The following is a 24,879-nucleotide window of genomic DNA, read 5'->3' on the forward strand; positions in this document are numbered from 1 at the left end:
TGGTTATTCAACGGCCGGCAGCCGTACTGTGCGGCCTTCGGCGATGGACGTATACGCGGCCTCGACCAGCGCCATCGTGCGTACGTTGTCGGTCACGCTCAACGCAGGCTCGGTGCCGCTGGCCAGCGCGTACTGCAACTGCTCCATCACGCCGATGAAGGCATGCGGAAACCACATCGTGTCCCACGTTGGCGTCACCCACCGCCCGTCGGTATGGCCTTCGGCCGCGCGCGAGGCGTAGCTCAAGGTCGACGGCTCGCCGGTGGGCCAGCCGATGGTGCCGCGCGCGACGCCTTCGGTGCCTTCCACGCGCCAGCGGATGTGCTGGTCATCGGGGTATCCCTCGGCCCGCGGGCCCGACCACACATCTTCCAGCGACAGCGCGAGCAGGCCATTGCCAAAGCGCAACGTGGTGCTCACCAGCCCATCCTGATGCGCGAACTCGGTGCGCGGATCGGGGCGGGTGATGCTGGTGATCTCGGTAGGTTCGCCAAACAGATACCGCAGGGCATCGAGGTGATGCACGCTCATGTTCGAGAGCGTCAGCCGGTCATAGCCGCGCAGGAAATCCTGCCAGTGCGGGATCGCGTGCATGTCGATCTGCGCGAACACCGGCGTGCCCAGCACGCCCTGGTCGAGCAGCTGTTTGAGCGTGCGCATCGATTGGTCGTAGCGCATGTTCTGGTTCACCGACAGGATCTTGCCGGCAGCCCGTGCCTCGTCGCGCAAGGCGCGGGCTTCATCCAGCGACAGGGCGAGTGGCTTCTGCGCCAGCACGCCGCGCACGTGCGGGGAGCGCAGTGCTGCGCGAATCAGCGCGGGCTGCAGGTCGGGCGGATACGCGATGTCCACGATTTCGATCTGCGGATCGGCGATCAGGGCCAGGGGATCGTCATGTACACGCGGGATGCCGTAGCGTTCGGCGACCTCGGCCGCTTTGCTGCGGGTGCGCGACGCGATCGCCGCCACCGTGAAGCCGGCCTGCTGATAGGCCGCCAGGTGGCACTCGGCCATGATCATGCCGGCGCCAATACAGCCGATGCGAAAGCGCCGTTCCCGAACGGGCGGGTCGGGCACCAGGGTTGGGTGCGACATGTGCTCCTCCTGCCGGCCCGGTATGCACTGTCGACTGCCTGGCATCCTGCCGTGCGGTGTTTGATGTATTGAGCCGCGATAATCACATCAAAACAATCAGTGGTAAAGGCGGTTTGCCCTCATAGGGCAGGAGCGTTACCTTTTTGATCCTGAATGATTGCAAATGATGGCTTATGATGGCCCGGTTGCCATCGTACTGATGGCGTCTTGAAGGTCTAGTCCCGCATGCGCCCCACCATCTCCCTCATTGCCCGTGAAGCCGGCATGTCCACCGCCACAGTGGACCGGGTGCTGAACGACCGCGACGGCGTACGCGGCAAGACACGCGACCGCGTGCTGGCGATCGCCAATCGCCTCGGCTACTTCGTCCCGGGCGCCGATGTCGCCAAGCAGGACGTGCGGGTCGATTTCGTTTTGCCCGCCGGCACCAACAGCTTCATGACCGCGTTGGGCCGGCACCTGCTCGAAGAAGCCGCCGCACGTCCCGATGTGCAGGCCCGCCTGCACCTGATCGAGGGATTCGACGCCAACAAACTCGCGAAAAAACTCTACGAGCTCCGCGACCAGACGCAGGCCGTCGGCCTGGTGGGGCTGGACCATCCACAAGTGCGCGACGCCATCATGGCGCTGCGCGACAGCGGCGTGCATGTGAGCACCCTGGTGTCGGACATTCCGATCTCGGCGCGCCTGGGTTACGTGGGCATCGACAACCGCGCCGCGGGCCGCCTGGCCGCGCTGTTGCTGGGCCGGTTTCTGCCCCAGCACGCCGAACAGAAGGTCGCGGTATTCGTGGGGTCACTGGCCTATCGCGGCCACGAAGAGCGGGAGATGGGCTTTCGCTCACTGCTGAGCGAAGAATTTCCGCACCTGCGCATCGCACACATCCTGGAGATCGGCGACGACCGCGACCGCGCCTTTGCCGTCACGCAGGATCTGTTGCGCAAGGATCCGCCGCACGCGATCTACAACATCGGCGCCGGCAATCAAGGCATTGCGCGGGCGCTGAAAGAAGCGCGGCCGGCTGAGGCTCGCTCAAGCAAGGCAGCCTCCGCCCATCGCATCGTCTTCGTGGGCCACGACCTGACCGAAGCCACGCGCCGCCTGCTGCTCGATCGCACCATGGACGCCGTGATAGACCAGAACCCGCGCGTCGAGGCACGCGAGATCGTCAAGCTGCTGGTGGCGGCCGTGAAAGGCGCGCCCGAACCCAGCTACCTGCCGCGGCTGCAGGTGATCTTCCGGGAGAACATTCCAGAGCCGTGATGGCTTTGCGCAGACTCGGATGAGCGCCCGGGCGGCGCTCGCACCGGCCGCGGTTCCGGACAAAAGCCCCGGGGCAAGGCCCGGGCAAACAGCTGGGAAAAAGGCCGCCCATCCGGGGCCCTACACGCACGCTTTTTAGCGCTTCTGCGGGCAAGTCCTCGTAAACCCTCCTTTCCGCAAGCCGAAGCCCGGCTTGCGAATCCGCGAATTCCCAACCTCGCCCTTCTCACGCCACACTGCCCATGCCTGCCCGCCATGCGCGGCATCGCGGGCCGAAGAGACTACAAGGAGCGAGACATGTCCCACCGATACGCGCGCGCGATCAAGCGCGCAGCCTGGCCCATGCTGGCCCTGTCCTGCCTGGCCTTTGGCAACGCCAGCGCGCAGGGAGCCTACCCGAATCACCCGATTTCGCTGGTCGTGCCATTTGCCGCCGGCGGCCCCACCGACGTCGTCGCCCGCAGCCTGGGCGCCTCCATGGCCAAGACGCTGGGACAGAGCGTCGTCATCGAAAACCGCACCGGCGCCGGCGGGACGCTGGCCTCGCAACACGTGGCGCGCGCGGCTCCCGATGGCTACACCTTCCTGATCCACCACAACGGCATGGCGACCGCGCCGGCGCTGTACCGCAAGCTGTCGTTCAATCCGTTGACGGACTTCGCCTATGTCGGACAGGTCGCCGACGTGCCGATGACGCTGCTGGGCCGCAAGGATCTGCCGGCTGACGGAATGGCCAACTTCATCAAGTACGCCAAGGAAAACGGCAACAAGATCAACCTCGCCAACGCCGGTTTGGGCGCCGTGTCACAGCTTTGCGGCATGCTGCTTCAGGAGTCGCTGGGCGTGCAGTTCACCACCGTGCCCTACGCCGGCACCGCGCCCGCGATGACGGCGCTGCTCGGCGGACAGGTGGACGTCCTGTGCGACCAGACCACGCAGACCATCCCGCAGATCAAGGCCGAACGCGTCAAGCTGTACGGCGTCACGACCCAGGAACGCATCAAGACACTGCCCGACGCGCCCACGCTGAAGGAAGGCGGCCTGAAGGACTTCGAGGTGAAGGTGTGGCACGGCGTCTATGCGCCGAAGGGCACGCCGCCCGAGGCGATCGACAAATTCAATGCGGCGCTGCGCGCCGCGCTGAAGGATCCGGCCTTCACGCAGAAGATGGCCGAACTGGGCGCCGAGATCGTGCCCGAAGCCAAGCAGACGCCAGAGGGTCTGCAGACGTGGTTGAAGTCTGAAGTGGACAAGTGGGGCGGGGTGATTCGAAAGGCGGGCGTGTACGCGGATTGATTTCCCAGGCGCCGCCAGCCGGCGGCCCAAACAAAAAAGGCCGGCGAACATCGCCGGCCTTCCTGTTTGCGCACTGGGCGAAGCGCCCAGTGCCTATGCCGTCAATTCCTTCCAGATCGCCAGCGGCGCTTCGGAATGGTTCAGGGTATAGAAGTGCAGGCCCGGCGCGCCGTTGTCCAGCAGGGTCTGGCACAGCTCCGCCACCACGTCCACGCCGAAGGCGCGGATGGAGGCTTTGTCGTCGCCGAATTCGGCCAGACGCAGGCGGATCCAGCGCGGCACTTCCGCGCCGCACATTTCCGAGAAGCGCAACAGCTGCGTGTGGTTCGTGATGGGCATGATGCCCGGCACGATCGGCACGTCGACGCCCTTGGCGCGCGCACGGTCGACGAAGTCGAAATAGGAGTCGGCATTGAAGAAGTATTGGGTGATGGCGGCATCCGCGCCCGCCTTCACCTTGGCCACGAAATGATCCAGGTCGGCCGACGGGCTGGTGGCCTGGGGATGCATTTCGGGGTAGGCCGCCACTTCAATGTGGAACCAGTCGCCGGTTTCCTCGCGGATGAAGGACACCAGCTCGTTGGCGTAGCGCAGTTCGCCGGCGTCGCCGCCCATGCCGGAGGGCATGTCGCCGCGCAGGGCCACCACGCGCCGCACGCCTTCGTTCTTGTAGGCCTGGAGGATGTCGCGCAGGTCCTGACGCGAGGCGCCGACGCAGGACAGATGAGGCGCCGCGTCGCAGCCCAGATTGGCCAGCGTGCGCACGGCATCCGCCGTGCCAGCGCGCGTGGAGCCGCCCGCGCCGAACGTCACGCTGACGTACTTCGGCTGGATGGCCAGCATCTGCTTGGCCGCGCGCACCAGCCGCTCCTGGCCTGCCAGGTCGCGCGGGGGAAAGAATTCCAGACTGAAAGCGGGAGAGATCGATTCGGACATGTCAGTTATCTATGGCGCTAGCGCGTCGCGTGAAACAGTCGCCACCCTTTATGGGTGCCGCGGATCCGGCTCCGCCGGTCCGCTGGCACGCGCCCTTGAACGGGCAGATCAGGGATAGCGCAAAGCGCTTTGGGGGGCCCTGCCAGCGCATGGCGCGTCGGCGTTGAACCCTGCTCAGGGGATCAGTTTGGTAAGGAGGCCGGAGATGATGCTGTAAAGAATCGCACCGCCCACGGCCCACCAGAACCCGTTGACCTGGAATCCTTTGAGCACGGAGCCCACGAACCAGAACAACAGGGCGTTGATGACAATCAGGAAGAGACCGAGGGTGACGATCGTGATGGGCAGCGTCAGCAGCACCAGAACCGGCTTGACCAGCATGTTCACCAGGCCCAGCACCAGCGCGGCGATCAGCGCCGAACCGAAACTGGCCACCGTGATGCCGGGCAGCAGATAGGCAACGGCCAAGAGGGCCACTGCGTTCAGGATCCAGACGAGTATCAGTGTCACCATGTTCGAACTCCTGTATTGACGCTCCGCGGGCCCGTCAACGCGACGCGAGGACGGGCGTGCCCCGCAGGTCGGAAAACCCGCGCCGACATGGCGCGGTGATTTCCTATTGTGCTACATCCATCAATAGCGGTAGTGATTCGGCTTGTAGGGGCCTTCGACCGGCACGCTGATGTAGTCGGCCTGATCCTTGCGCAGGGTCGTGAGATTCACGCCCAGCTTCTTCAGGTGCAGGCGGGCGACCTTCTCGTCCAGGTGCTTGGGCAGCACGTAGACTTCGCCGGACTTGTAGGCGTCGTTGCGCGTGAACAGTTCGATCTGGGCGATCGTCTGGTTGGCGAACGAGGACGACATCACGAACGAGGGGTGGCCGGTGGCGCAACCCAGGTTAACCAGGCGGCCCTGAGCCAGCAGGATGATGCGCTTGCCGTCCGGGAAGATCACGTGGTCGACTTGCGGCTTGATCTCTTCCCACTGGCAGTCGGCCAGGGCGGCGACGTCGATTTCGTTGTCGAAGTGGCCGATGTTGCAGACGATGGCCTGGTCCTTCATGGCGTTCATGTGATCGCGCGTGATCACATGGTAGTTGCCCGTGGCGGTGACGAAGATGTCGCCATGCGCGGCGGCTTCTTCCATCGTCACGACCTTGAAGCCTTCCATGGCGGCCTGCAGGGCGCAGATCGGGTCGATTTCGGTGACCCACACCTGGGCGCGCAGCGCGACCAGCGCCTGGGCGCAGCCCTTGCCCACGTCGCCGTAGCCGGCCACCACGGCGATCTTGCCGGCGACCATCACGTCGGTGGCGCGCTTGATGCCGTCAACCAGCGATTCGCGGCAGCCGTACAGGTTGTCGAACTTGGACTTGGTGACCGAGTCGTTGACGTTGATGGCGGCGAACGCCAGCTCGCCCTTTTGCGACATCTGATACAGGCGATGCACGCCGGTCGTGGTTTCTTCCGTCACGCCCTTGATCAGCGCCAGGCGGGTGGAATACCACTTGGGATCGCGCTTCAGGGTTTCCTTGATGGCGGCGAACAGGATGCGCTCTTCGTCGCTGCCCGGGTTGGCCAGGACCGAGATGTCCTTTTCGGCCTTGGTGCCCAGGTGCAGCATCAACGTGGCGTCGCCGCCGTCGTCGAGGATCATGTTGGCGTTCTGGCCGTTGGGCCATTCGAAGATCTTGTGGGTGTACTGCCAGTACTCTTCCAGCGTTTCGCCCTTGACGGCGAAGACCGGCGTGCCGGACGCGGCGATCGCGGCGGCGGCGTGGTCCTGCGTGGAGAAGATGTTGCACGAGGCCCAGCGCACTTCCGCGCCCAGGGCCACCAGCGTTTCGATCAGCACGCCGGTCTGGATGGTCATGTGCAGGCTGCCGGCGATGCGCGCGCCCTTGAGCGGCTGCGAGGCGGCGAATTCGTCGCGGATGGCCATCAGGCCGGGCATTTCGGTTTCGGCGATGGCGAGTTCGCGGCGGCCCCAGCCGGCCAGCGACATGTCGGCGACGAGGTAGTCGGAAAAGGATTTATCAGTCACAGCGTTCATGGTGTGTAGGCTCCACGTGAATTACGAACGGCGCACGATATGGCCGGACAACGCGAATACACCACGACAGTCGAGTGCTCGCCTTTCCCGCCATACGCGACAAAGGTGAGCGCCGTTGCTGTAGCGACGCGCAGGGCGCGGCGCTTGAACAAGGATTCCTGAGCCTGGCGAGCCGGGGTTCGCACGATGGGAACCGCAGGGTCGTCGCAACGCTCCTCAGGATTGCCGGGCATTGTACAAGGTTGCCGTGCCCCAGGGGTAGTGAAACCGGGCCGTCCCCCTATATCAAGGTGTGGGCGCCCAGCCGTTGACGGCTTCCCGAGAATCGCCCCGTGTCAGCGGGACCAGTGCATCCAGCAGGTCGGCGGCCACCGAATCCCAGCTGCGCGTAAGCGCATGCGCTCGCACGGCGTCCCGGTCCAGCGCCAGCGCCCTTCTGCAGGCGCGGCCAAGGTCATCGTCCAGGAAGCCCGTCACGCCCTCTTCCACCACGGCCAGCGGCGCTTCGCTGCGAAACGCCGCCACTGGCGTGCCGCAGGCCATGGCCTCCAGCATGACGAGCCCGAATGTGTCGGTCAGGCTGGGAAACACGAACACGTCGGCGGCTGCATAGAAGCCGGGCAGCGCGCCATCCTGCTGCATGCCAAGGAAAACCGTATCCGGAAAGTTTTTCTTCAGGCGGGCCTCGTCGGGGCCCGCGCCCACGACCACCTTCGTGCCGGGCAAATCCAGGGACAGGAAGGCGTCCAGGTTCTTTTCGCGCGCCACCCGGCCCACGCTCAGCCAGACTGGCCGGGGCAGGTCCTGGAAGGCCTGGCTGGGCCCGGGCTGGAACTTGCGCGGATCCACCCCGCGCGACCAGACCTGCAGGTTGCCCAGTCCGCGCCGCACCAGGACGTCGCGGACCGTGGGCGTGGGCACCAGCACGCACTGCGAAGGCCGGTGGAACCAGCGCAGGTAGCGCCACGGCAAGGCGGCGGGGATGCCCATGCGCGCCTGCAGGTAGTCGGGAAACATCGTGTGGAAGGACGTGGTGAATTGCCAGCCGCGCTTTTTCGCCATCCGGCGTGCCGCCAGGCCCAGCGGACCTTCCGTGGCGATGTGCAGCGCGTCAGGGACGGTGTCGCCCAGGATGCGCCGCAACTGCCGTCCGGGTTGCAGGCATAGCCGCAAATCGGGTTCGGATGGGGCGGGGATGGTTCGGCTGCCCTGGGGACTCACCACGATGAGTTCGTGGCCCCATTCGCCAAGGATCTGCTGCATGGTCGTCCAGGTGCGGACGACGCCGTTGACTTGCGGATGCCAGGCATCCGTAACCAGGACGATGCGCATGATGGAGCCGGAAGTGGGCAATAGCGCTATTCAGCCTGCGCCATGTGACACGACCAAGACGGTGTGCGGGTCCCGCTGGAATGCTTGCGGGGCGGGCTTCAGTTGTTGCGCCGCGGATACCCTTGGGCCTTGATGCGCACCCACACTTCGCGCTTTTCCGCTTCCGTCATGAACACCCAGTTCGCGACTTCCATGGCCGTGCGGCCGCAGCCGCGGCAGATGTCGTCGAACAGCGTCGAGCAGACCGCCACGCAGGGCGAGTCCGAGGCCTTGAAGGCGCGTTGCGCGTCCTCGGCGTCGGGCAATTCGGAAAGATCGGCGAAGTAACGATTCATGGGCCGAAGGTTAACACCCGGAGTGCGTCCCCTTTTGGATAGCCCTATCGTCCGCGAAGGCTTGGTTGACAGGCCGGAAACGGCGGCCCGGGGCAGCGCGCCGCTATCGCCATCCGAAGAAATCCGCCGTCTCGGCCAACAGGGCGTCCGGGGTTTCCTCCGCCAGGTAATGGGCGCCCGGCAGGGCACGGCCCGTCACGTCGTCCGCCACGGCGCGCCACAACGCGAGCACGTCGAAATTCCGGCCCACCGCCCCGCGTTCGCCCCACAGCGCGCGAACCGGCATGCGTAGCCGCTCGCCGGCCTGGCGGCTTGCTTTGTCATGTTCCAGGTCGATGGTGGCGGATGCACGGTAATCCTCGCAGATGCCCGTCGCCCAGCCGGGCAGGCGCGCGGCGTGCTCGTATTCCGCCATGGCCTCGGACGAGAAATGCGCCAGCCCGCCGGGCCGGCCACCCATCACCGACCTCAGGTAAAAAACGGGGTCATGCTCGATCATGGTTTCAGGGACAGGCGCCGGCTGGATCAGCCAGAACCAGTGGAAGTACGCCTGGGCGAAGGCGCGCGTCGTGCCTTCGTACATGTCCAGGGTGGGCGCGATGTCCAGCAGGATCATGCGGGTCACGGCGTCGGGATGGTCCAGCGCCAGCCGGTGCGCCACGCGAGCGCCCCGGTCGTGCGCCAGCACCTCGAAGCGCGTATGGCCCAACCCGCGCATCAGATCCACCATGTCCGCCGCCATCGTCCGCTTCGAATGCGCAGAATGGTCGGCGCTGGCCGCCGGCTTGGTGCTGTCGCCATAGCCGCGCAGGTCGGCGGCTATGCAGGTGCGCCGGCGCGTCAACTCGGGCCAGACCCGGTGCCAGATGGCGTGGGTCTGCGGATGCCCATGCAGCAGCAGCAAGGGCGGGCCCGAGCCGTCGATGCGGGCCGCGATCTCCACGCCATTGGCCTGTATCCGGCGCACGGGCAGATCAAAAAAAGCGGTCATCCGAAAAGTCTCCTGTCGTCGTCGGCGCATCTGCGCACTAGACCGTATCCAGCCGGTCGCGCACCTGGCGCGCCACATCCTTCATCCACGGAAAGCGTGCCCAATGCCGGGATTCGAAGCGCTCGACCTCAGGCAACTGCTGCAGCGTCGCGCCCACCATGTCCTGGCCCTGCGCAAACATGCGGCGATGCCGATCGGGAAGATCGAAGCCCGCTTGCCACCCGTCCGCCGCGCGCACCTCGCCCGCCAGCACGTCGATGCCGACGCGGTTGGCGTTGGCGTCCGTCGTATTGGACACCCGCGCGAGCAACGCGTCGACTGCCGCGGGCGGCAGCGTCACCAGCAGCAGCCCATTGTTCAGCGCGTTGAAGTAGAAGATCTCGCCGAAACTGGAGGCGATCACGGCGCGGATGCCGAACTGCTGCAGGCCCCATACGGCGTGCTCGCGGCTGGACCCACAGCCGAAGTTCGGGCCCGCCACCAGGATCGACGTGTCCGCGTAGGCCTCCTGGTTCAGCACGCAGTCCGGCCGGGGCGCGCCCTGTTCATCAAAGCGCAGGTCGTACAACAGGCCCTTGTCCAGCCCGGCCTTGTCGATGATGCGCAAGAACTGCTTGGGCATGATCTGGTCGGTGTCCAGGTTGGAATACGGCAGCGGCGCGGCGACGCCTTGGATCACGGAATTCATTTGGCGTCTCCCCATGCGCGCACATCCACGATGCGGCCTTCCAGCGCGGCGGCCGCGGCCATGGCGGGGCTCATCAGGTGCGTGCGCCCTGCCCGCCCCTGCCGGCCCTCGAAATTTCGGTTGGTGGTGGACGCGCAGCGCTCGCCGGGGCGCAGCACGTCGTCGTTCATGGCCAGGCACATCGAACAGCCGGGCTGACGCCATTCGAAGCCCGCCTCGATGAGCGCCGCCGCGAGCCCTTCGGCCTCGGCCTGCGCGCGCACCGCGCCGGAACCGGGCACCACCATGGCCCGCACCCCGGCGGCGACCTTCCTGCCGCGCGCGAGGTCCGCCACCACGCGCAGATCCTCGATGCGGCCGTTGGTACAGGAGCCGATGAACACGCGGTCGATCGGAACGCCGGCGATCGGCGCTCCCGCGGCCAGGCCGATGTAGTCCATGGCCTTTTCCAGCGCCAGGCGGGCCAGCGCGTCAGGCTCGTCGCGCGGATCCGGCACCGCCCCGTCGATCGGCATCGCCTGGTCCGGACTGGTGCCCCACGTCACGAAGGGCGCGATCCGTCCCGCGTCGAATACGTGTTCGACGTCGAACCGCGCGTCGTCGTCGGTACGCAGCGTCGCCCAGTAGGCCCGCGCGTCCGCCAGCATGTCGCCGCGCAGCTGCGGCGCATGCGCCACGACGTAGGCGTCCGTGACAGCATCCGGCGCGATCAGCGCGGCGCGGGCGCCGGCCTCGACGGTCATGTTGCACAGGGTCATGCGCGCCTCGGCCGACAGCGCGTCGATGGCCTGGCCGCAGAATTCCACGGCATGCCCGCGCGCGCCCTGCGCGCCGATGCGGTGCACGACGTAGATGACCAGGTCCTTGGCGGACACATGGGCGGGCAGCGCACCGTCGATACGGATCCGCATGTTGCGCGCCACGCGGTACACCAGGGTTTGCGTGGCCAGGATGTGTTCGACCTCGGACGTCCCGATGCCGAAGCCCAGCGCGCCCAGCGCGCCATACGTCGTGGTGTGGCTGTCGCCGCACAGCACCACCATGCCGGGCAGGATCATGCCGTGCTCCGGCGCGATGACGTGTTCGATGCCCTGCAGCGGATCGGTGGTGTCGAACAGCGCGATGTGCTGCGTGTCGCAGTTGCGCTTCAGGTTCAGTGCCTGGCGGGACGACGCGTCGTCGGCGATCACCCGCAGCTTGGCCGGCACGGGGTGCGTGGGAATGATGTGGTCCACCACCGCCATCTGCTGCCCCGGGCGCAACACGTCGCGGCCCCGGGCGGCCAGGCCGCTGAAGGCTTGCGGGCTGGTGTATTCGTTCATGATGTGCAGGTCGACGTAGAGCAGCACGTGCTCGTCGTCGATCCGGGCCACCTCATGGCTGGCCACCAGTTTGTCGTATAGCGTCATGCCGGGCATGTCTGTGCTTCCTTGGATGTTGAATGCGCCCGCGACGCGCGCGGGCGGGTCTTGCATGTCTTGCGTCGATTGCCCGGGCCGCTGGCGGTCAGTTGGCTTCGATCCCCGCGTCCTTGACGATGCCGGCCCAGCGCGTCATCTCACCGGCCACCATGGCGTCCGTCTTGGCCGGCGCGGTGATCAGCGGATCGAAGCCTTCCTTCTGCATGCGCTGCACCAGCGCTGGCGACCGCAGCGCGTCGCCCAGCTTCGCGTTCAGCGTGTCGATGACGTTCTGCGGCGTGCCGGCGGGCGCGCTGATGACGAACCAGGTGTTGAACTCATAGCCCGGCAGGCCGGACTCGGCGATGGTGGGCACGTCGGGCAGCAATGGCGAACGTGTCGTGCCCGTGACGCCCAGCGCGCGCAGCTTCTTGCCATCCACCTGCGGCTTTGCGGCGGACAGCACCGGAAAGCTCATCTGCACCTGGCCGCTGATGGTGTCCAGCATGGCGGGCCCGCCGCCCTTGTAGGGCACGTGCATGATCTGCGTCTTGGACACGGACTTGAACAGCTCGGCCGCCATGTGGAAGGTGCTGCCCGTGCCGGCCGAACCGAAGCTCAGTTCGTTGGCGGGCCGCGCTCGCACATAAGCCAGCAATTCGCTCACCGAAGCGACGGGCAGCGAATTGGTCACCGTCAGCACGTGCTGGGAGGTGCCCACCGTTCCCACGGACCGCAGGTCCTTGGCGGTGTCGAACGGCATGGTCTTGAAGAGCGCCGGGTTGATGGCCAGCGACATCGTGTTGATGCCTAGCGTGTAGCCATTGGGCTCCGCCCGCGCCACGGCCGCCATGCCGATGTTGCCGGACGCGCCGGCGCGGTTTTCCACGACCACGCTCTGGCCCAGTTCCCGCGCCCAGGCGTCGGAGATCAGGCGCGCGGCAATGTCCACGCTGCCGCCGGGCGCGAAGGGAACGATCAGCGTCACCGCGCGCTCGGGAAACGCATTGGCGGCGATGGCGGAATGGGCCAAACAGGATGCGGCTAGGGCCGCGCACAACGCGGCCTTTCTGGCTGTCTTCATTTTTTGGGTCTCCTCGTGTGGCCGCGTCTGACGGCTCTGTATCGGTGAGACCAGTGTATAGGCCGGTTCCTTTCTTATAATTCGTTGAATTTATAAAGCTTTGTTAAATTGAATTTATAAATAGCCATGGACGCCCTTTCGGATCTCGCCTTTTTCTCCCTGGTGGTCAAGCACGGCAACCTGTCGGCCACGGCTCGCGAACTGGGCCTGACGCCGCCGGCGGTCAGCACGCGGCTGGCCCGGCTGGAACGACGGCTGGGCGTGCGCCTGCTTAACCGCACCACCCGCCGGGTCAGCGTCACCCAGGAAGGCGAGTTGTATCTGGCCGAAGGCGCCCGCATTCTGGCGGACCTGGAAGCGCTGGAGCGTTCAGTGTCCAGCGCGCGCGCCCAGCCGCAGGGTCTGCTGCGCCTGAACGCCACGTTCGGCTTCGGCCGCGCCCATATCGTGCCGGCCGTGTCGGATTTCTGCCGGCAGTATCCCGACGTCGAGGTGCAGATGCGGCTGACGGACAGGCCGCTGAACCTGATCGAGGAAGGCTTCGACGTGGCGGTGCGCTTCGGCGACCTGCCGGACGCCCGGCTGACGGCGCGCAAGATCGCATCCAACCGACGCCTGCTGTGCGCATCGCCGCGCTACCTGGATACCTATGGCGAGCCACGCGCGCCCGGCGACCTGCAACGCCACCGCTGCATCGTCGTCCGTGAAAACGACGTGGCCTATGGCACGTGGCGGCTGGAATCGGGCGCGCGCGCGGAAACGGTGAAGGTGCGCGGCCCGGTCAGTTCGAACGACGGGCAGAGCGCGCTGGAATGGGCACTGGACGGCCACGGCATCGTCATGCGCTCTGAATGGGAAACGGCCGAGCACCTGCGCGCGGGCCGGCTGCGCGAAGTGATGGCCGACTGGCGCACCCCGCCTGCCGACATCCACGCGCTGTACCCCGAGCGCCTGAACCTGCCGGCCAAGACGCTCGCCTTCGTCGACTTCCTGTCGCGGCAATTCGCCCGCCATCTGCGGGCGCCCGGGTCGGACAGCGCCGTCTGGTGACGCGTCAGATTTCGTCGATGGCCGTGCTGGCGGACGCGCCGGCCGTCGGCGCCGCGTCGGCGTCGATGGCGTAGCGGTCCCGCGTCTTGACATAGAAGCTTGCGCCGAAGCGTCCCACCGGAAAGTAGTCCTGCAGGCGCACCCGCCAGGTTTCCGTGTCGATCAGGCCGTCGCGCGCGTGCAGCCAGCGCACCTGCCCGATGAAGATCTGGCGGCTGGCCGTTTCCATGGTCTCGAACAACGTGCATTCGAAGGCCACGGGCGCCTCTACGATGCGCGGCGGCGCCACGCAGTGGCTGGGCGCGGCGTCCAGGCCGGCGTGCGCCAGTTCGCTGACGTCCGAGGGCAGCCGGTCGCCGCAGCGGTGCATTTTCTCGGCCATGGCCTCGTCGGTCAGGTGGACCACGAATTCCTTGCCGCGGGCGATGTTGGCCGCGGTGTCCTTCAGCCCGCCGTCATGCAGGCGGTTGATGCTGACCATCACGATGGGCGGATCCTCGCCCAGCATGTTGAACATGCTGAACGGGGCGGCGTTGACCACTCCCGTTTCGGACAGCGTGGTGATCAGCGCGATGGGCCGCGGCACGATCAGGCTGGCCATCAGCTTGTAGCGCTGGTATTCGGTGATAGCGTCGAAATCGATTTCCATGTCAGGCCAATCCCAGCATCTGGGCAAGGGTTTGCGCGGGCTGGGGACGTTCGAGGCTGATGCGCCGCTCCAGGTCCGCGAGGTGGTTGTCATTGATCCGCACGGCCTCGGCGACCTCGCCGCGTTCCATCATGTCCACGATCAGCACGTGTTCGCCGTGTTCGCACGCCGCATTGCCCGGAGGCTCGTACAGGGCCACGATGAGCGAACAGCGCGACACCAGTTCCGCCAGATAGCCGTGCAGGATCGTGTTGCCGGACAGTTCGCCCAGCCGGACATGGAAGGCGCTGGCCTGCCGCGCCCACGCGGGCTGGCCGGCCCGATGCAGCAGCGCGTGCTCGTCGCGCAGCTGCTTGCGCAGCGACGCGTAGTCCGCCTTGGTGGCGCGAGCCGCGGCCAGCGGCAGCAGGGCCGCCTCCAGCGCGCGGCGCGCCTGGAAGATCTGGCGCGTGTCTTCGGGCGTGGGCTCGGCCACCACCGCGCCGCGATTGTGGTGCAGGTCCACCACGTGCTCGTGCGCCAGCCGTTGCAAGGCCTTGCGCGCCACCGACCGCGACACGCCGAAGAGGTCGCAGATCGCCGCCTCGGGCAGCTTGGTGCCGGGCGTCAGCCGCTGGCTCATCACACTTTCGTACACCGCTTCGCAGATCCGCCGCTCCATGTCGGCGTCGGGAACACCGGCTGCGGTGGATTCGGCGTCGGCCATGCCGTCAGCGGCGGCGAGTTTGCGGGATGCGGAGCGTGAGGCGGATGCGGACGGCTTCGCAGCCCCGGGCGGGGCGATGCCTGAATTGCGGGGCTTGGCTGAGCTTCGGGTGGACATGCGGGACTCGGTTCAACAGGAATGGCGGAAGGTGTCGGGATTGCTGGCTATCGTTCAAGCCCTGGAACGCGCGTCGTCGAGCGGGCTTGATTGACCAGGCCTAGGCGACCACGCCCGGCGGCAGGCTGTCCACATGCCGGCAGATCTCGCCCGGCGTGGTGAACCAGATCTCGCCGCGGTCGCGCGCGGCGGCCAGGGGAGCAAGCGCGCGCCGCAGATGCCGCAGCCGATAGGGCTGGCCCACGATGTACGGATGCAGCGCAATGCCCATGACCAGCGGCTGGCGAACCGCCTGCGCGCGCATTTCCTCGAACTGGTCAAGAATCATATCGGCAAAGTCGCGCGCATCCATCTTGCGGCCCATGATCATCGGAATGTCATTGAGCTCCTGCGGATAGGGAATCGCCCAGATATCGCCCGCCCGGGTGCGCATGCGCATCGGCTGGTCGTCGTGGCACCAGTTGAGCGTGTAGTGGTAGCCGGCTTCGGCCAACAGGTCCGGCGTGGCGTGGCTTTCCGAGATCCAGGGCGACAACCAGCCGGCCGGTTCGCTGCCGGCGTGCCGCAGGATGCGGTCGCGGCAGTGCGCAAGCAAGGCCCGCTCTTCGTCTTCCGGCAGGCCGCCCTGCCGGTGCGCATTGCTGTAGCCATGTCCGATCAGTTCGTCCCCGCGCGCCAGGCACGCGTCCACCAGTTCCGGGCAGTGCTCATAAAGAGCCGTGTTGATCAGCACGCCCGCCGGCAGGCGCAACTCGTCGAACAGTTCCAGGCAGCGCCACGCACCCACGCGGTTGCCGTATTCGCGCCAGGCGTAATTCAACACGTCAGGGTGCGGCGACGCAGGTCCCAGTTCGGCGCCCAGGCCTTCCCCGAACGCAAAGTGCTCGATGTTGAAGCCGAGGTACACGGCCAGCCGCGCGCCGTTGGGCCAGGAATAGTCCGGGCGCCCGGTGATCGGCCGGTACGGAAAGCGGCCGTGGCAGGCCAGGGATTGCGGAGTCCAGGCGGCCACGGCCTCACGCCCCGGATTAGTGCTTTGAAACGAGGATGGATTCATTTTGGTGCAAATCCTGATGCATGATTGTGAACAAAACGTCGGATCTTTTGGCGACAAATTTCGGAATTGCTGCGGACAAACCGCGGCGAACCGCCCCCTCGCCCCCAGGCGCGCGCCCTAGCTGCGGCGCCATGGAGCGACCCGGCGGACTGCGCGGATCGGATGGCATGGATCTTGCATAAGGGAACGGAGCAGCACCCAACCCCATGCAAGATTCATTCCACTTTTCCGAGGAGTGCCCGATGACCCCGACCCGCCGTTCCTTCATGCTCCGCGCGACCGCCGCGGCCCTCTTCGCCGCCGGCCTCGCCTTGCAACCGGCGATGGCCGCGGATCCCATCAAGATCGGCCTGATCACGGCGCTGTCCGGCGAGTCCGCTCGCGCTGGCGAAGCGCTGACGCGCGGCATGACCGTCGCCATCGACGAGATCAACGCGCGTGGCGGCCTGCTGGGCGGCCGCCAGATCGAGCTGGTGCGCCGGGACGACGAAGGCAACCCTGCCAAGGGCATGGCCGCCGCGCGCGAGCTGATCTACAAGGAAAAGGTGGCCGTGCTGTTCGGCGGCCTGGACACGCCCGTGTCTATGGCCATCGTGCCCATCGTGAACCAGGAAAAGGTGCCCTTCATGGGGCCATGGGCCGCCGGCACCGCCATCACGCAGAACAAGGGCAATCCCAATTTCGTGTTCCGCGTCTCCGCCATGGACGAGATCGTGGACAGCGCGATGGTGCAGTACGCGCAAAAGACCTTCCAGAGCGCCAAGCCGGGCATGATCCTGGTGAACAACCCCTGGGGTGAATCGAACGAAAAAGGCCTGAACGCCGCGCTGACGGCGGCCAAGATCACGCCCGCCGGCGTCGAGAAATTCCAGCCCAACGATCTGGACATCGTGCCGCAGCTCAGCCGCCTGAAGGCCGCGGGCGCCGACACGCTGTTCCTCGTCGGCAACGTGGGACCGTCGGCTCAGGTCGTCAAATCGCTGGATCGCATGGGCTGGAAGGTGCCGGTCGTGTCGCACTGGGGCCCTGCCGGCGGCCGATTCACGGAACTGGCCGGCCCCAACGCCAAGAACGTCCACTTCGTGCAGACCTACAGCTTTTTCGGCAACCAGGGTCCGGTGGGCGACAAGGTGATGCAGGCGCTCAAGACCAAGTATTCGGACATCAAGGGCCCGCAGGACATCACGCCGGCCGTCGGCGTCGCCAATGCCTACGACGCCATGCAGCTGGCCGCGCTGGCCATCACGCAGGCCGGATCGACCGACGGCGACGCGGTGCGCCAGGGTTTCTACAAGATCGGCAAGTACGACGGCCTGATCAAGACGTACGAGCAGCCCTTCACGCCGGCCTCGCACGACGCGCTGCGCGAGGACGACTACGTGTGGACGCACTTCATCGACAACCGGATCCTGCCCGTCAAGGGCGCGCAGTAAACCGGCCGAACCACGCGGGAGACGCGCATGTTGTTGATGTCCGCCATTGTCAGCGGCCTGGGCCTGGGTAGCATGTACGGCCTGATGGCCCTGGGCTTTTACCTGACCTATGCCGTGTCCGGCACGGTGAACTTCGCCCAGGGCAGTTCCATGATGCTGGGCGCCGTGCTGACCTACACGTTCGCCCAGACGCTGGGCTGGCCGCTGATGGCCGCGCTGACGCTTGCGTTGGCTCTGTGCGCGCTCTACGGGCTGGTGGTGGAGCGGCTGGCGGTGCGCCCCTTCGCCAGCCGCGGCTCCAACGCCTGGCTCATGTCCACCGTGGCGCTGGGCATCGTGCTGGACAACGTGGTGATGTTCACGTTCGGCAAAGAGCCGCGCAGCCTGCCGTCTCCGCTGGCCCAGGCCCCGCTGGAAATCGGCGGGCTGGGCCTGGGCATCTATCCGCTGCAATTGCTGATCCCCGTGGTCGGCCTGGCGCTGGCGGCGGCGCTGCACGCGCTGTCGCGCCGCACGCGTTGGGGCGTGGCGCTGCTGGCGGTGGTGCAGAACCCGAACGCGGCGCGCCTCATGGGCATCCCCGTGCGACGCGCCATCATGGCCGCCTTCGCGGTGTCCACGCTGTTCGCCGGCGTGGCCGGCGCGCTGGTCGCCCCGCTGTTCAACGTGCAGGCCGACATGGGCACCCTCTTCGGGCTGAAGGCCTATGTCGTCGCCATCCTGGGCGGCATCACGAGCGCCTGGGGCGTGATGATCGCGGGCCTGCTGTTCGGCGTGGTCGAAGCGCTGATCACCGTGGCGCTGGGATCCGGCTACACGCAGATCATCAGCTTCACGCTGGTGATCGTCATGCTGGCCGTGATGCCCAATGGGCTGTTCGGGCGCGCCGATGTGAGGAAAGTCTGATGCACAAGCAATTCGCAACGCGCTGGCTGCCGCTGGCGCTATACGCCCTGGTGGCGGCGGCCGCCCTGGCGTTGGCCGCAACGGTCAACGGCTATTACGTGTTCGTGCTGGGCAACGTGGCCCTGCTGGCGCTGGCCGGAATCGGACTGAACGTGCTGCTGGGCCTGACGGGCCAGATGTCGTTCGGCCATGCTGGCTTTTACGCCATCGGCGCGTATACGGTCGCCATCCTGACGGGCCAGGCCGGCTGGAGCTTCTGGCTGGCATGGCCGGCCGCCGCGCTGGTCTGCGGCGCCTTCGGCCTGCTGCTGGCCGTGCCGGCCCTGCGCGTCAAGGGGCCGTACCTGGCGATGATCACGATCGCCTTTGGATTCATCGTGGAGCACGCGCTGATCGAAGGCGGCTCGATCACCGGCGGGCAGAACGGCCTGATGGGGATTCCGCAGCCCGCGCTGGGCCCGCTCACCGGCGATCGCGGCGTCGCCATGCTGGCAATCGTGGCCGTGTTCGCGGCGATGATCGGCTATGCGCTGCTGTCGCGCGGCACCTGGGGCGCCGCCATGCGCGCCGTCAAGGACAGCGAAACCGCCAGTGAATCGATCGGCATCAATCCGCTGGCGGTCAAGGCGGTCGCGTTCATGGTGTCAGCCGCGGTGGTGGGCCTGGCGGGCGGCCTCTATGCGCCGCAGACGGGCATGATCACGCCGCACAACTTCAACTTCATGCAATCGATACTGTTCGTGCTTGCCGTGACGATCGGCGGCGCGGGTTCGCTGGCCGGGCCGCTGCTGGGCGCGGTCGTGGTGGGACTGCTGCCGGAAATGCTATCCAGCATGGAGGAATACCGCCTGCTGTTCTTTGGCGCCTTTCTGCTGGTGGTGCTGTGGGCCGCGCCCGAGGGTGCGGCGGGCCTTTTGGCCCGTTGGCGGCGCGGGTCGCGCGGCCACGCGCTGGCGCCGCGCCACGGTGCCATGCCCGCCTCCGGCCGTCCGCGCCGGACGCTGCGCGCAGACGCGCTGACCATGACCTTCGGCGGCGTGCGCGCCGTGCAGTCCGTGTCATTCACCGTGGAGCCCGGCGCGGTCACCGCCCTGATTGGTCCCAATGGCGCGGGCAAGTCCACCGTCATCAACATGCTCAGCGGCTATTACCAGCCGACCAGCGGCGCCGTCGCGCTGGGGGACGAGGCGCTCGCGGGGCTGCCGGCCCACAAGGCGGCTCGCAGCGGCATTGCCCGCACCTATCAGACGTCGCAGCTCTTCGACACGCTGAGCGTGGAAGACAACGTCGCGCTGGGCATGCTGCGCGGCCGTCTTGGCGGACTGCTGGCGTCGCGGCGCTACCTTGCCGCCGACGTGCGCGAACGCGCACGCGCCCTGCTGGCCTTCTGCGGCTACGAAGGCGCGCTGGACGTTCCCGCGGCGGACTTGCCGCACGTCGACAGGCGGCTGGTGGAGATCGCGCGCGCGCTTGCCACCGATGCCGACATCCTGCTGATGGACGAGCCCGCGGCCGGCCTCTCGCGTGAAGACAAGACGCGGCTGGCCGGACTGCTGAAGCGCATCGCCGAGGCGGGCGCGGGCGTGCTGCTGGTCGAACACGACATGACATTGGTGATGGGCGTGTCCGATCACATCGTGGCGATCGACGCCGGCCGCGAACTGGCGCAGGGCAGCGTCGCCCAGATCCAGCAGTCGCCCGAGGTGCGCCAGGCGTATCTGGGCGACAAGACGGCCCGACGCGCGCCGGCCGCGCGCGTCCGACCGGCGGGCGAAACCTTGCCGTCCGAGGTGCTGGGCGTGGGCAATCTGACGACGGGGTATGGCGCCAATCCGGTGCTGCACGGCATCGACCTGCAGGTCCGGCAGGGCGAGATGGTGGCGCTGCTGGGCGCGAACGGCGCCGGCAAATCCACGCTGATGCGGACCCTGGCCGGACTGCACCGGCCCGCGCAGGGCGGCATGCACCTGCAAGGACAGGAATTGCACGGCCTGTCCGCCGACCGCATCGTGGCGCGCGGATTGGTGCTGGTGCCCGAAGGCCGGCAGGTGTTTCCCGGACTCAGCGTGCTGGACAACATCCGGCTTGGCGCCTTCCTGCATCCGAAGGACCGCGAGGCGCGCGTCGAGGAAATGCTGACGCGCTTTCCGCGGCTGCGTGAACGCCTGCACCAGCGCGCCGGCCTGCTGTCGGGCGGCGAGCAGCAGATGCTGGCCATCGCGCGTGGATTGATGTCCAAGCCTGTGATTCTGCTGCTGGACGAACCCTCGCTGGGCCTGGCGCCGAAGATCATCGACGAGCTGTTCGAAGCCCTCGACAGGCTGCGTTCCGAATCGATGACCATCCTGCTGGTGGACCAGATGGCCGCGCTGGCGCTGTCATTGGCCGATCGCGCGTATGTGCTGGAATCCGGCCGGGTTGCGGCGCACGGCGCCGCCGCCGACATCGCGCAGGACGGCGCCCTGGCGCGCGCGTATCTGGGAGCCTAGCCCGCGCGTCGGGGGGCCCGTTCAACGCCGGGCCCCGCCCAGGATTCAGGCGGCTTCCGGCCCCAGCCGCGCGCCCGCGCGCACGATCCCGCAGCGCTTGTGGGCGCGCATCACCACGCCGACCTCGCTGTTCAACACGCCGTCGAGCTCGCCCAGCCGGCGCGTGACAACGTCCCACAGATGCAGGCTGTCGCGGCACAACACGTGCCAGAAGAGCTGCGAAGCGCCGCTGGTGCCGAACAGGCACCGCGTGTTGGGATCCAGCGCCAGATGCGCGGCCAGCGCATCCACGGCCTGCGGACGCACCTGCACCGAGATGACGGCCTCCACCGGAAAGCCGACCAGCGCGGGCTCGACCTCCACGCGAAAGCTCAACGCGCGCCGCTCCATCAGGTTTTGCAGCAAGCGTTGCGCCGTCGGTTCGCTCACGCCCGCCTGCTCTGCCAGTTCGGCCAGGCTGGCGCGGCCGTCGCGCATCAGGTGGCTGACCACGCGCTGTTCCGGCTCGGTCAGCGGCGACGGCGGTTGAAGCAGCGGCGCGCCCGTATCGCCACCGGGCTGCGGCTGAATGCGCCACTGGCCGGCGCGCCGGAAGGGGCGCAAGACCAGGCGCGCTTCCACGTGCTCCACGCCGTCAATGGACGGCAGCACACGCGTCACCACGTCCGGCATGTCGGCGGCGTCGGCCAGCGTCAGTTCGGCCATCAGGTCGGCCGACCCGGCAAGCGTCACCACAAGCTGACTGATGTCCAGCCGCGCCAGTCGATCCGCCACGTCGGGCACGCGGCCCGACCGGCAGCGGACCCAGGCGTGAAGCACGACGCCGCGGCCCGTGGCCAGCGGGTCGGGCTCGGCGATCACGCGCAGCGCGTCCGCGTCCATCAGCCGCCGCAGGCGCCGCGCCACCGTCCGCTCGGCAATGCCGGTCACCGCCCCCAGTTCCCGCCAGGAGGCTCGCGGCTGCGCCTGCAACGCCACCAGGCAGGCGAGGTCCGTGTCGTCCAATCCCGGAATTAGGGGGTTACCCTTACTTGACGTGACCATATTCATTAATCTAACGTTCGCGCATTGATGAAAACACAAAATTAAACGGTCTTTTTGACCAAAAATAAATCTTTCCCGAGGACGTCATGAGCAGCACATCAGCAACCCTGCGCCCGGCGCAAGGGGCAGCCACCGCGCCCGTATCGCGCAGCCGCACAATTCTGGCCGGTAGTGTAGGCAATGCGGTGGAATGGTTCGATTGGACCATCTATGCGTCGTTCGCCATTTTCTTCTCCAGCCAGTTCTTCCCGCCCGGCAACGAAACCACCGCATTGCTGGCCACCTTCGGCATTTTCGCCGTGGGCTTTTTCATGCGTCCGGTGGGCGGCTGGGTGCTCGGCATCTTTTCCGACCGCTATGGCCGCAAAGCCGCGCTGGGCCTGACGATCCTGATGATGGCGGGCGGTTCGCTCGTCATCGCCGTCACCCCCACCTACGCCACCATCGGCCTGGCCGCGCCGCTGCTGTTGACCGCGGCCCGCCTGCTGCAAGGCCTGTCGCTGGGCGGAGAGTATGCCTCGGCCACGACCTTCCTGGCCGAAATGGCGCCGGCCAACAAGCGCGGCATCTATTCCAGCTTTGTTTTCTTCAGCGCGGCCGTCGGCATTCTGGCCGCATCCGCCGTGGGCTGGCTTCTGACCACCGTGCTCAGCAAGGCCGAGATGGCCGAGTGGGGCTGGCGCGTTCCGTTCCTGCTGGGCGCGCTGGGCGGCCTGGCCGGCATGTGGATCCGCCGCGCCATTCCGGAAACCGAAGCCTTCTCGCACGCCAAGAAGGCTGGCGTCGAAAAGCAGCCGCTGCGCACGCTGCTGCGCGACCACCCGCGCGAAGTGCTGCGCATCGTGGGTTTCTCGGTGCTGACGACCTTCGCGTTCTACATCTTCGTGGCCTACGTGCCCACCTACGCCATCCGCCAGGTCGGCGCCGACCCCAAGACCGCCTTCGCCGCCAACACCGTCGCGCTGATCGTGTTCATGCTGGTGCAGCCGCTGTTCGGCATGCTGTCCGACCGCATCGGTCGCAAGCCGCAACTGATCTTCTTCGCCGCGGGCTACCTGATCTTCTTCTATCCGTTGATGACGACGCTGGGTCCGTCCTTCGGCTCGATCCTGGCGGTGGAACTGTTCGGTCTGGTGCTGTATGCCATGTACACCGCGATCGCCCCGGCCATCATGTCCGAGCAGTTTCCCACCAGCGTGCGCGCCGTCGGCATCGGCACGCCGTACAACCTGGTCGTGGCGTTGCTGGGCGGCACCACGCCCTACCTGCTGACCTGGCTGCAAAGCAAGGGCATGGAGCGCTGGTTCTTCTATTACGTGCTGGCGGGCGCCGTGATCACGCTGATCACCTTCATCCGCATGCCCGAAACCAAGGGCCAGGTCCTGAAATAAACAACCGCCGCCTGCGCGCACGCTTTCCGGTCCCTGCGCGGACCGGAAAGCTTTTTCATTTCGACGATATCCATGCCAGCCTCAGACACCGATCTGCATTTCCAAGACGCCCGGCAACTTGCGCGGGCCATCCGAGAACGCCGCATCAGCTCGCGCGAGCTCACCCAGCATTTCCTGGACCGCATCGAACGCGCGCCGGCGCTGGCGGCCTATAGCGTCGTCACGGCGGAACGCGCGCTGGCGCAGGCCGACGCCGCGGACCGCCTGCTTGCCGCTGGCATCCCGATGGGTCCCTTGCATGGCGTGCCCGTGGCCATGAAAGACAGCGTGCATTGGGAAGGCACCGTGGCCACCGGCGGCTCACAGGCGCGCGCGGACGTCGTCAGCACGCAGACCGCGGCGGTGGCGCATCGGCTGATGGCGCAAGGCATGGTGATCCTGGGCAAGACGCGCATGACGGAATTCGCGTTTGGCCTGTCGGGACAGAACCCGACGCAGGGCACCGCGCGCAATCCCTGGGACGCCACGGTGGCTCGCGCCCCCGGCGGCTCTTCCAGCGGCTCGGGCGTGGCGGTGGCGGCCGGTCTGGCGCCGCTGGCGCTGGGCGGCGACACCGGCGGATCTGTCCGCGCGCCCGCGGCGCTGAACGGCGTGGTCGGCTACAAGCCCTCGTCCGGGCTCATCAGCCGCGCGGGCTGCCTGCCGCTGTCGGACACACTGGACGTGCTGGGCCCGCTTTCGCGCAACGTCGCGGACGCGCGCTTGTTGACGCAGTTGCTGGCGGGGCCTGACGTCGACGACGCAGCCACTCTCGACTTGTCGCCCGACTGCGTGACGAACCTGCGCCGCCCCGTCTTGCGCAGGCGAGGCGCCGTCGCCATGCTGGCGCCGCAGGCCTGGCCGGCCTCTCTTACGGACGACGCTTTGCAGGCCTGGCACGCGGCGCAAGGACGCCTTGAGCAAGCCGGCTATACGCCCACCGCCTGGCATCCGCCCGCGTCGCTGTCATTTGCCCGCATGGCGGATGACAACTCGCTTGTGCTGGCTTATGAGGCCTTCCGCTACTACGGCGCGCTGGCCGATGACGCCGCGCAGCCGCTGTGGGACGTGGTGCGCGCGCGTATCGTGGCCGGCGGCCGGATTTCGCAGTCCAGCTACGAGGCCGCGCTCCAGCGTCGCCAGGCGGACATGGCGACCTTCGCGCAAGCCATGAAGGGCGTCGATGCATTGCTCATGCCCGCCAGCGACCAGGCCGCGCAGGCGCTGGACGCGCAAGATACGCGGCACGCGGGATTGGGCAAGCTGCTGCGCCCGGCCAACTTCCTGGGCGCAACGTCCATCGCGCTGCCAGCGGGCTTTGACTCGGACGGCATGCCCTGCGCGGTGCAACTGCTTGCGCCCGCGGGCGGCGACGCTGCGCTGCTGGACTGCGCGGCGGCGCTGGAAACCGTGCTGTCGCCCGTGATGCAGCACCCGGACCTGTCGGCCTGGGGGCTTTGAATTGCTGCGGCCGGGCGAGGGCTCGGCCGAACGGACGCCACGAAGAAGAACCCGGCAAAAAAAGA

General features: G+C 67.2%; 22 protein-coding genes and 1 riboswitch. Of the genes, 8 read left to right on the forward strand and 14 right to left on the reverse strand.

The features are described 5' to 3' along the window. Positions 1-3 precede the first annotated feature (3 nt). Complete coding sequence (locus RT614_RS18815) at positions 4-1,095, reverse strand: Gfo/Idh/MocA family oxidoreductase (protein ID WP_313623649.1); 1,092 nt, start codon at positions 1,093-1,095, stop codon at positions 4-6. Between the two features lie 225 nt (positions 1,096-1,320). On the opposite strand from RT614_RS18815, the gene RT614_RS18820 reads away from it, so the two are divergent. Together RT614_RS18820 and RT614_RS18825 are read left to right on the forward strand one after the other, a co-directional pair. Next, positions 1,321-2,358, forward strand: coding sequence for a LacI family DNA-binding transcriptional regulator (locus tag RT614_RS18820; RefSeq protein WP_313623650.1), 1,038 nt, complete (start codon positions 1,321-1,323; stop codon positions 2,356-2,358). Between the two features lie 297 nt (positions 2,359-2,655). Further along, positions 2,656-3,654, forward strand: a complete 999-nt coding sequence (locus tag RT614_RS18825; RefSeq protein WP_313623652.1) for a tripartite tricarboxylate transporter substrate-binding protein — start codon at positions 2,656-2,658, stop codon at positions 3,652-3,654. A 93-nt stretch (positions 3,655-3,747) separates the two neighbouring features. Here the strand turns inward: RT614_RS18825 and metF are convergent, their stop codons facing one another. The 9 genes from metF to RT614_RS18870 all read right to left on the reverse strand — a co-directional run bounded on the left by metF (position 3,748) and on the right by RT614_RS18870 (position 12,472). Beyond that, a complete protein-coding gene (metF, locus tag RT614_RS18830) occupies positions 3,748-4,590 on the reverse strand; it encodes a methylenetetrahydrofolate reductase [NAD(P)H] (protein WP_313623653.1) in 843 nt (280 codons plus the stop codon). Positions 4,591-4,764: 174 nt separating this feature from the next. Next, entirely contained in the window at positions 4,765-5,100 is a 336-nt protein-coding gene (locus RT614_RS18835; protein WP_056327402.1) for a phage holin family protein, read from the reverse strand. 123 nt (positions 5,101-5,223) lie between these two features. Next, positions 5,224-6,642 carry an adenosylhomocysteinase gene (gene ahcY, locus RT614_RS18840; RefSeq protein WP_313623654.1) on the reverse strand — a complete coding sequence of 473 codons (1,419 nt, stop codon included), beginning with the start codon at positions 6,640-6,642 and terminating at the stop codon, positions 5,224-5,226. Positions 6,643-6,742: 100 nt separating this feature from the next. After that, a riboswitch (S-adenosyl-L-homocysteine riboswitch) is annotated at positions 6,743-6,866 on the reverse strand. A 61-nt stretch (positions 6,867-6,927) separates the two neighbouring features. Further along, complete coding sequence (locus tag RT614_RS18845) at positions 6,928-7,974, reverse strand: glycosyltransferase family 1 protein (protein ID WP_313623655.1); 1,047 nt, start codon at positions 7,972-7,974, stop codon at positions 6,928-6,930. A 98-nt stretch (positions 7,975-8,072) separates the two neighbouring features. Then, complete coding sequence (locus tag RT614_RS18850; RefSeq protein WP_313623656.1) at positions 8,073-8,309, reverse strand: DUF1289 domain-containing protein; 237 nt, start codon at positions 8,307-8,309, stop codon at positions 8,073-8,075. 103 nt (positions 8,310-8,412) lie between these two features. Continuing rightward, positions 8,413-9,300 carry an alpha/beta hydrolase gene (locus tag RT614_RS18855; protein ID WP_313623657.1) on the reverse strand — a complete coding sequence of 296 codons (888 nt, stop codon included), beginning with the start codon at positions 9,298-9,300 and terminating at the stop codon, positions 8,413-8,415. A 37-nt stretch (positions 9,301-9,337) separates the two neighbouring features. Beyond that, positions 9,338-9,988, reverse strand: a complete 651-nt coding sequence (leuD, locus tag RT614_RS18860) for a 3-isopropylmalate dehydratase small subunit (protein WP_313623658.1) — start codon at positions 9,986-9,988, stop codon at positions 9,338-9,340. Continuing rightward, a complete protein-coding gene (leuC, locus tag RT614_RS18865; protein ID WP_313623788.1) occupies positions 9,985-11,406 on the reverse strand; it encodes a 3-isopropylmalate dehydratase large subunit in 1,422 nt (473 codons plus the stop codon). Before leuC ends, leuD begins: the two co-directional genes overlap by 4 nt. A gap of 88 nt (positions 11,407-11,494) precedes the next feature. After that, positions 11,495-12,472 carry a tripartite tricarboxylate transporter substrate binding protein gene (locus RT614_RS18870; protein ID WP_313623659.1) on the reverse strand — a complete coding sequence of 326 codons (978 nt, stop codon included), beginning with the start codon at positions 12,470-12,472 and terminating at the stop codon, positions 11,495-11,497. Positions 12,473-12,598: 126 nt separating this feature from the next. On the opposite strand from RT614_RS18870, the gene RT614_RS18875 reads away from it, so the two are divergent. After that, on the forward strand, positions 12,599-13,522 hold the full coding sequence (locus tag RT614_RS18875) for a LysR family transcriptional regulator (protein ID WP_313623660.1): 924 nt from the start codon (positions 12,599-12,601) through the stop codon (positions 13,520-13,522). A 4-nt stretch (positions 13,523-13,526) separates the two neighbouring features. Here RT614_RS18875 and RT614_RS18880 read toward each other — a convergent pair whose 3' ends face one another. From RT614_RS18880 to RT614_RS18890, 3 genes are all read right to left on the reverse strand, one after another. Continuing rightward, positions 13,527-14,171, reverse strand: a complete 645-nt coding sequence (locus RT614_RS18880; protein ID WP_313623661.1) for a flavin reductase family protein — start codon at positions 14,169-14,171, stop codon at positions 13,527-13,529. 1 nt (position 14,172) lies between these two features. Continuing rightward, the gene (locus RT614_RS18885) at positions 14,173-14,994 is read right to left on the reverse strand and encodes a GntR family transcriptional regulator (protein ID WP_409558492.1); all 822 of its coding nucleotides are present in this window, start codon (positions 14,992-14,994) and stop codon (positions 14,173-14,175) included. Positions 14,995-15,094: 100 nt separating this feature from the next. Continuing rightward, positions 15,095-16,051, reverse strand: a complete 957-nt coding sequence (locus RT614_RS18890) for a polysaccharide deacetylase family protein (protein ID WP_313623662.1) — start codon at positions 16,049-16,051, stop codon at positions 15,095-15,097. Between the two features lie 242 nt (positions 16,052-16,293). On the opposite strand from RT614_RS18890, the gene RT614_RS18895 reads away from it, so the two are divergent. The 3 genes from RT614_RS18895 to RT614_RS18905 are packed head-to-tail and all read left to right on the forward strand — an operon-like array spanning position 16,294 to position 20,879. Further along, positions 16,294-17,484: an ABC transporter substrate-binding protein gene (locus RT614_RS18895; RefSeq protein WP_313623663.1), complete on the forward strand. Its 1,191-nt coding sequence runs from the start codon at positions 16,294-16,296 to the stop codon at positions 17,482-17,484. A gap of 27 nt (positions 17,485-17,511) precedes the next feature. Then, positions 17,512-18,390 carry a branched-chain amino acid ABC transporter permease gene (locus RT614_RS18900; RefSeq protein ID WP_313623664.1) on the forward strand — a complete coding sequence of 293 codons (879 nt, stop codon included), beginning with the start codon at positions 17,512-17,514 and terminating at the stop codon, positions 18,388-18,390. Next, complete coding sequence (locus RT614_RS18905; protein ID WP_313623665.1) at positions 18,390-20,879, forward strand: branched-chain amino acid ABC transporter ATP-binding protein/permease; 2,490 nt, start codon at positions 18,390-18,392, stop codon at positions 20,877-20,879. Before RT614_RS18900 ends, RT614_RS18905 begins: the two co-directional genes overlap by 1 nt. 45 nt (positions 20,880-20,924) lie before the next feature. Here RT614_RS18905 and RT614_RS18910 read toward each other — a convergent pair whose 3' ends face one another. Further along, positions 20,925-21,929 carry an Lrp/AsnC family transcriptional regulator gene (locus RT614_RS18910; protein WP_313623666.1) on the reverse strand — a complete coding sequence of 335 codons (1,005 nt, stop codon included), beginning with the start codon at positions 21,927-21,929 and terminating at the stop codon, positions 20,925-20,927. Between the two features lie 80 nt (positions 21,930-22,009). Between RT614_RS18910 and RT614_RS18915 the strand changes: the two genes are divergently transcribed. Continuing rightward, positions 22,010-23,314 carry an MFS transporter gene (locus RT614_RS18915; protein ID WP_313623667.1) on the forward strand — a complete coding sequence of 435 codons (1,305 nt, stop codon included), beginning with the start codon at positions 22,010-22,012 and terminating at the stop codon, positions 23,312-23,314. Between the two features lie 72 nt (positions 23,315-23,386). Further along, on the forward strand, positions 23,387-24,814 hold the full coding sequence (locus tag RT614_RS18920) for an amidase (protein WP_313623668.1): 1,428 nt from the start codon (positions 23,387-23,389) through the stop codon (positions 24,812-24,814). Positions 24,815-24,879: the final 65 nt, after the last annotated feature.

Source organism: Achromobacter sp. (genome assembly GCF_032102605.1).
Classification (GTDB): Bacteria; Pseudomonadota; Gammaproteobacteria; order Burkholderiales; family Burkholderiaceae_B; genus Achromobacter.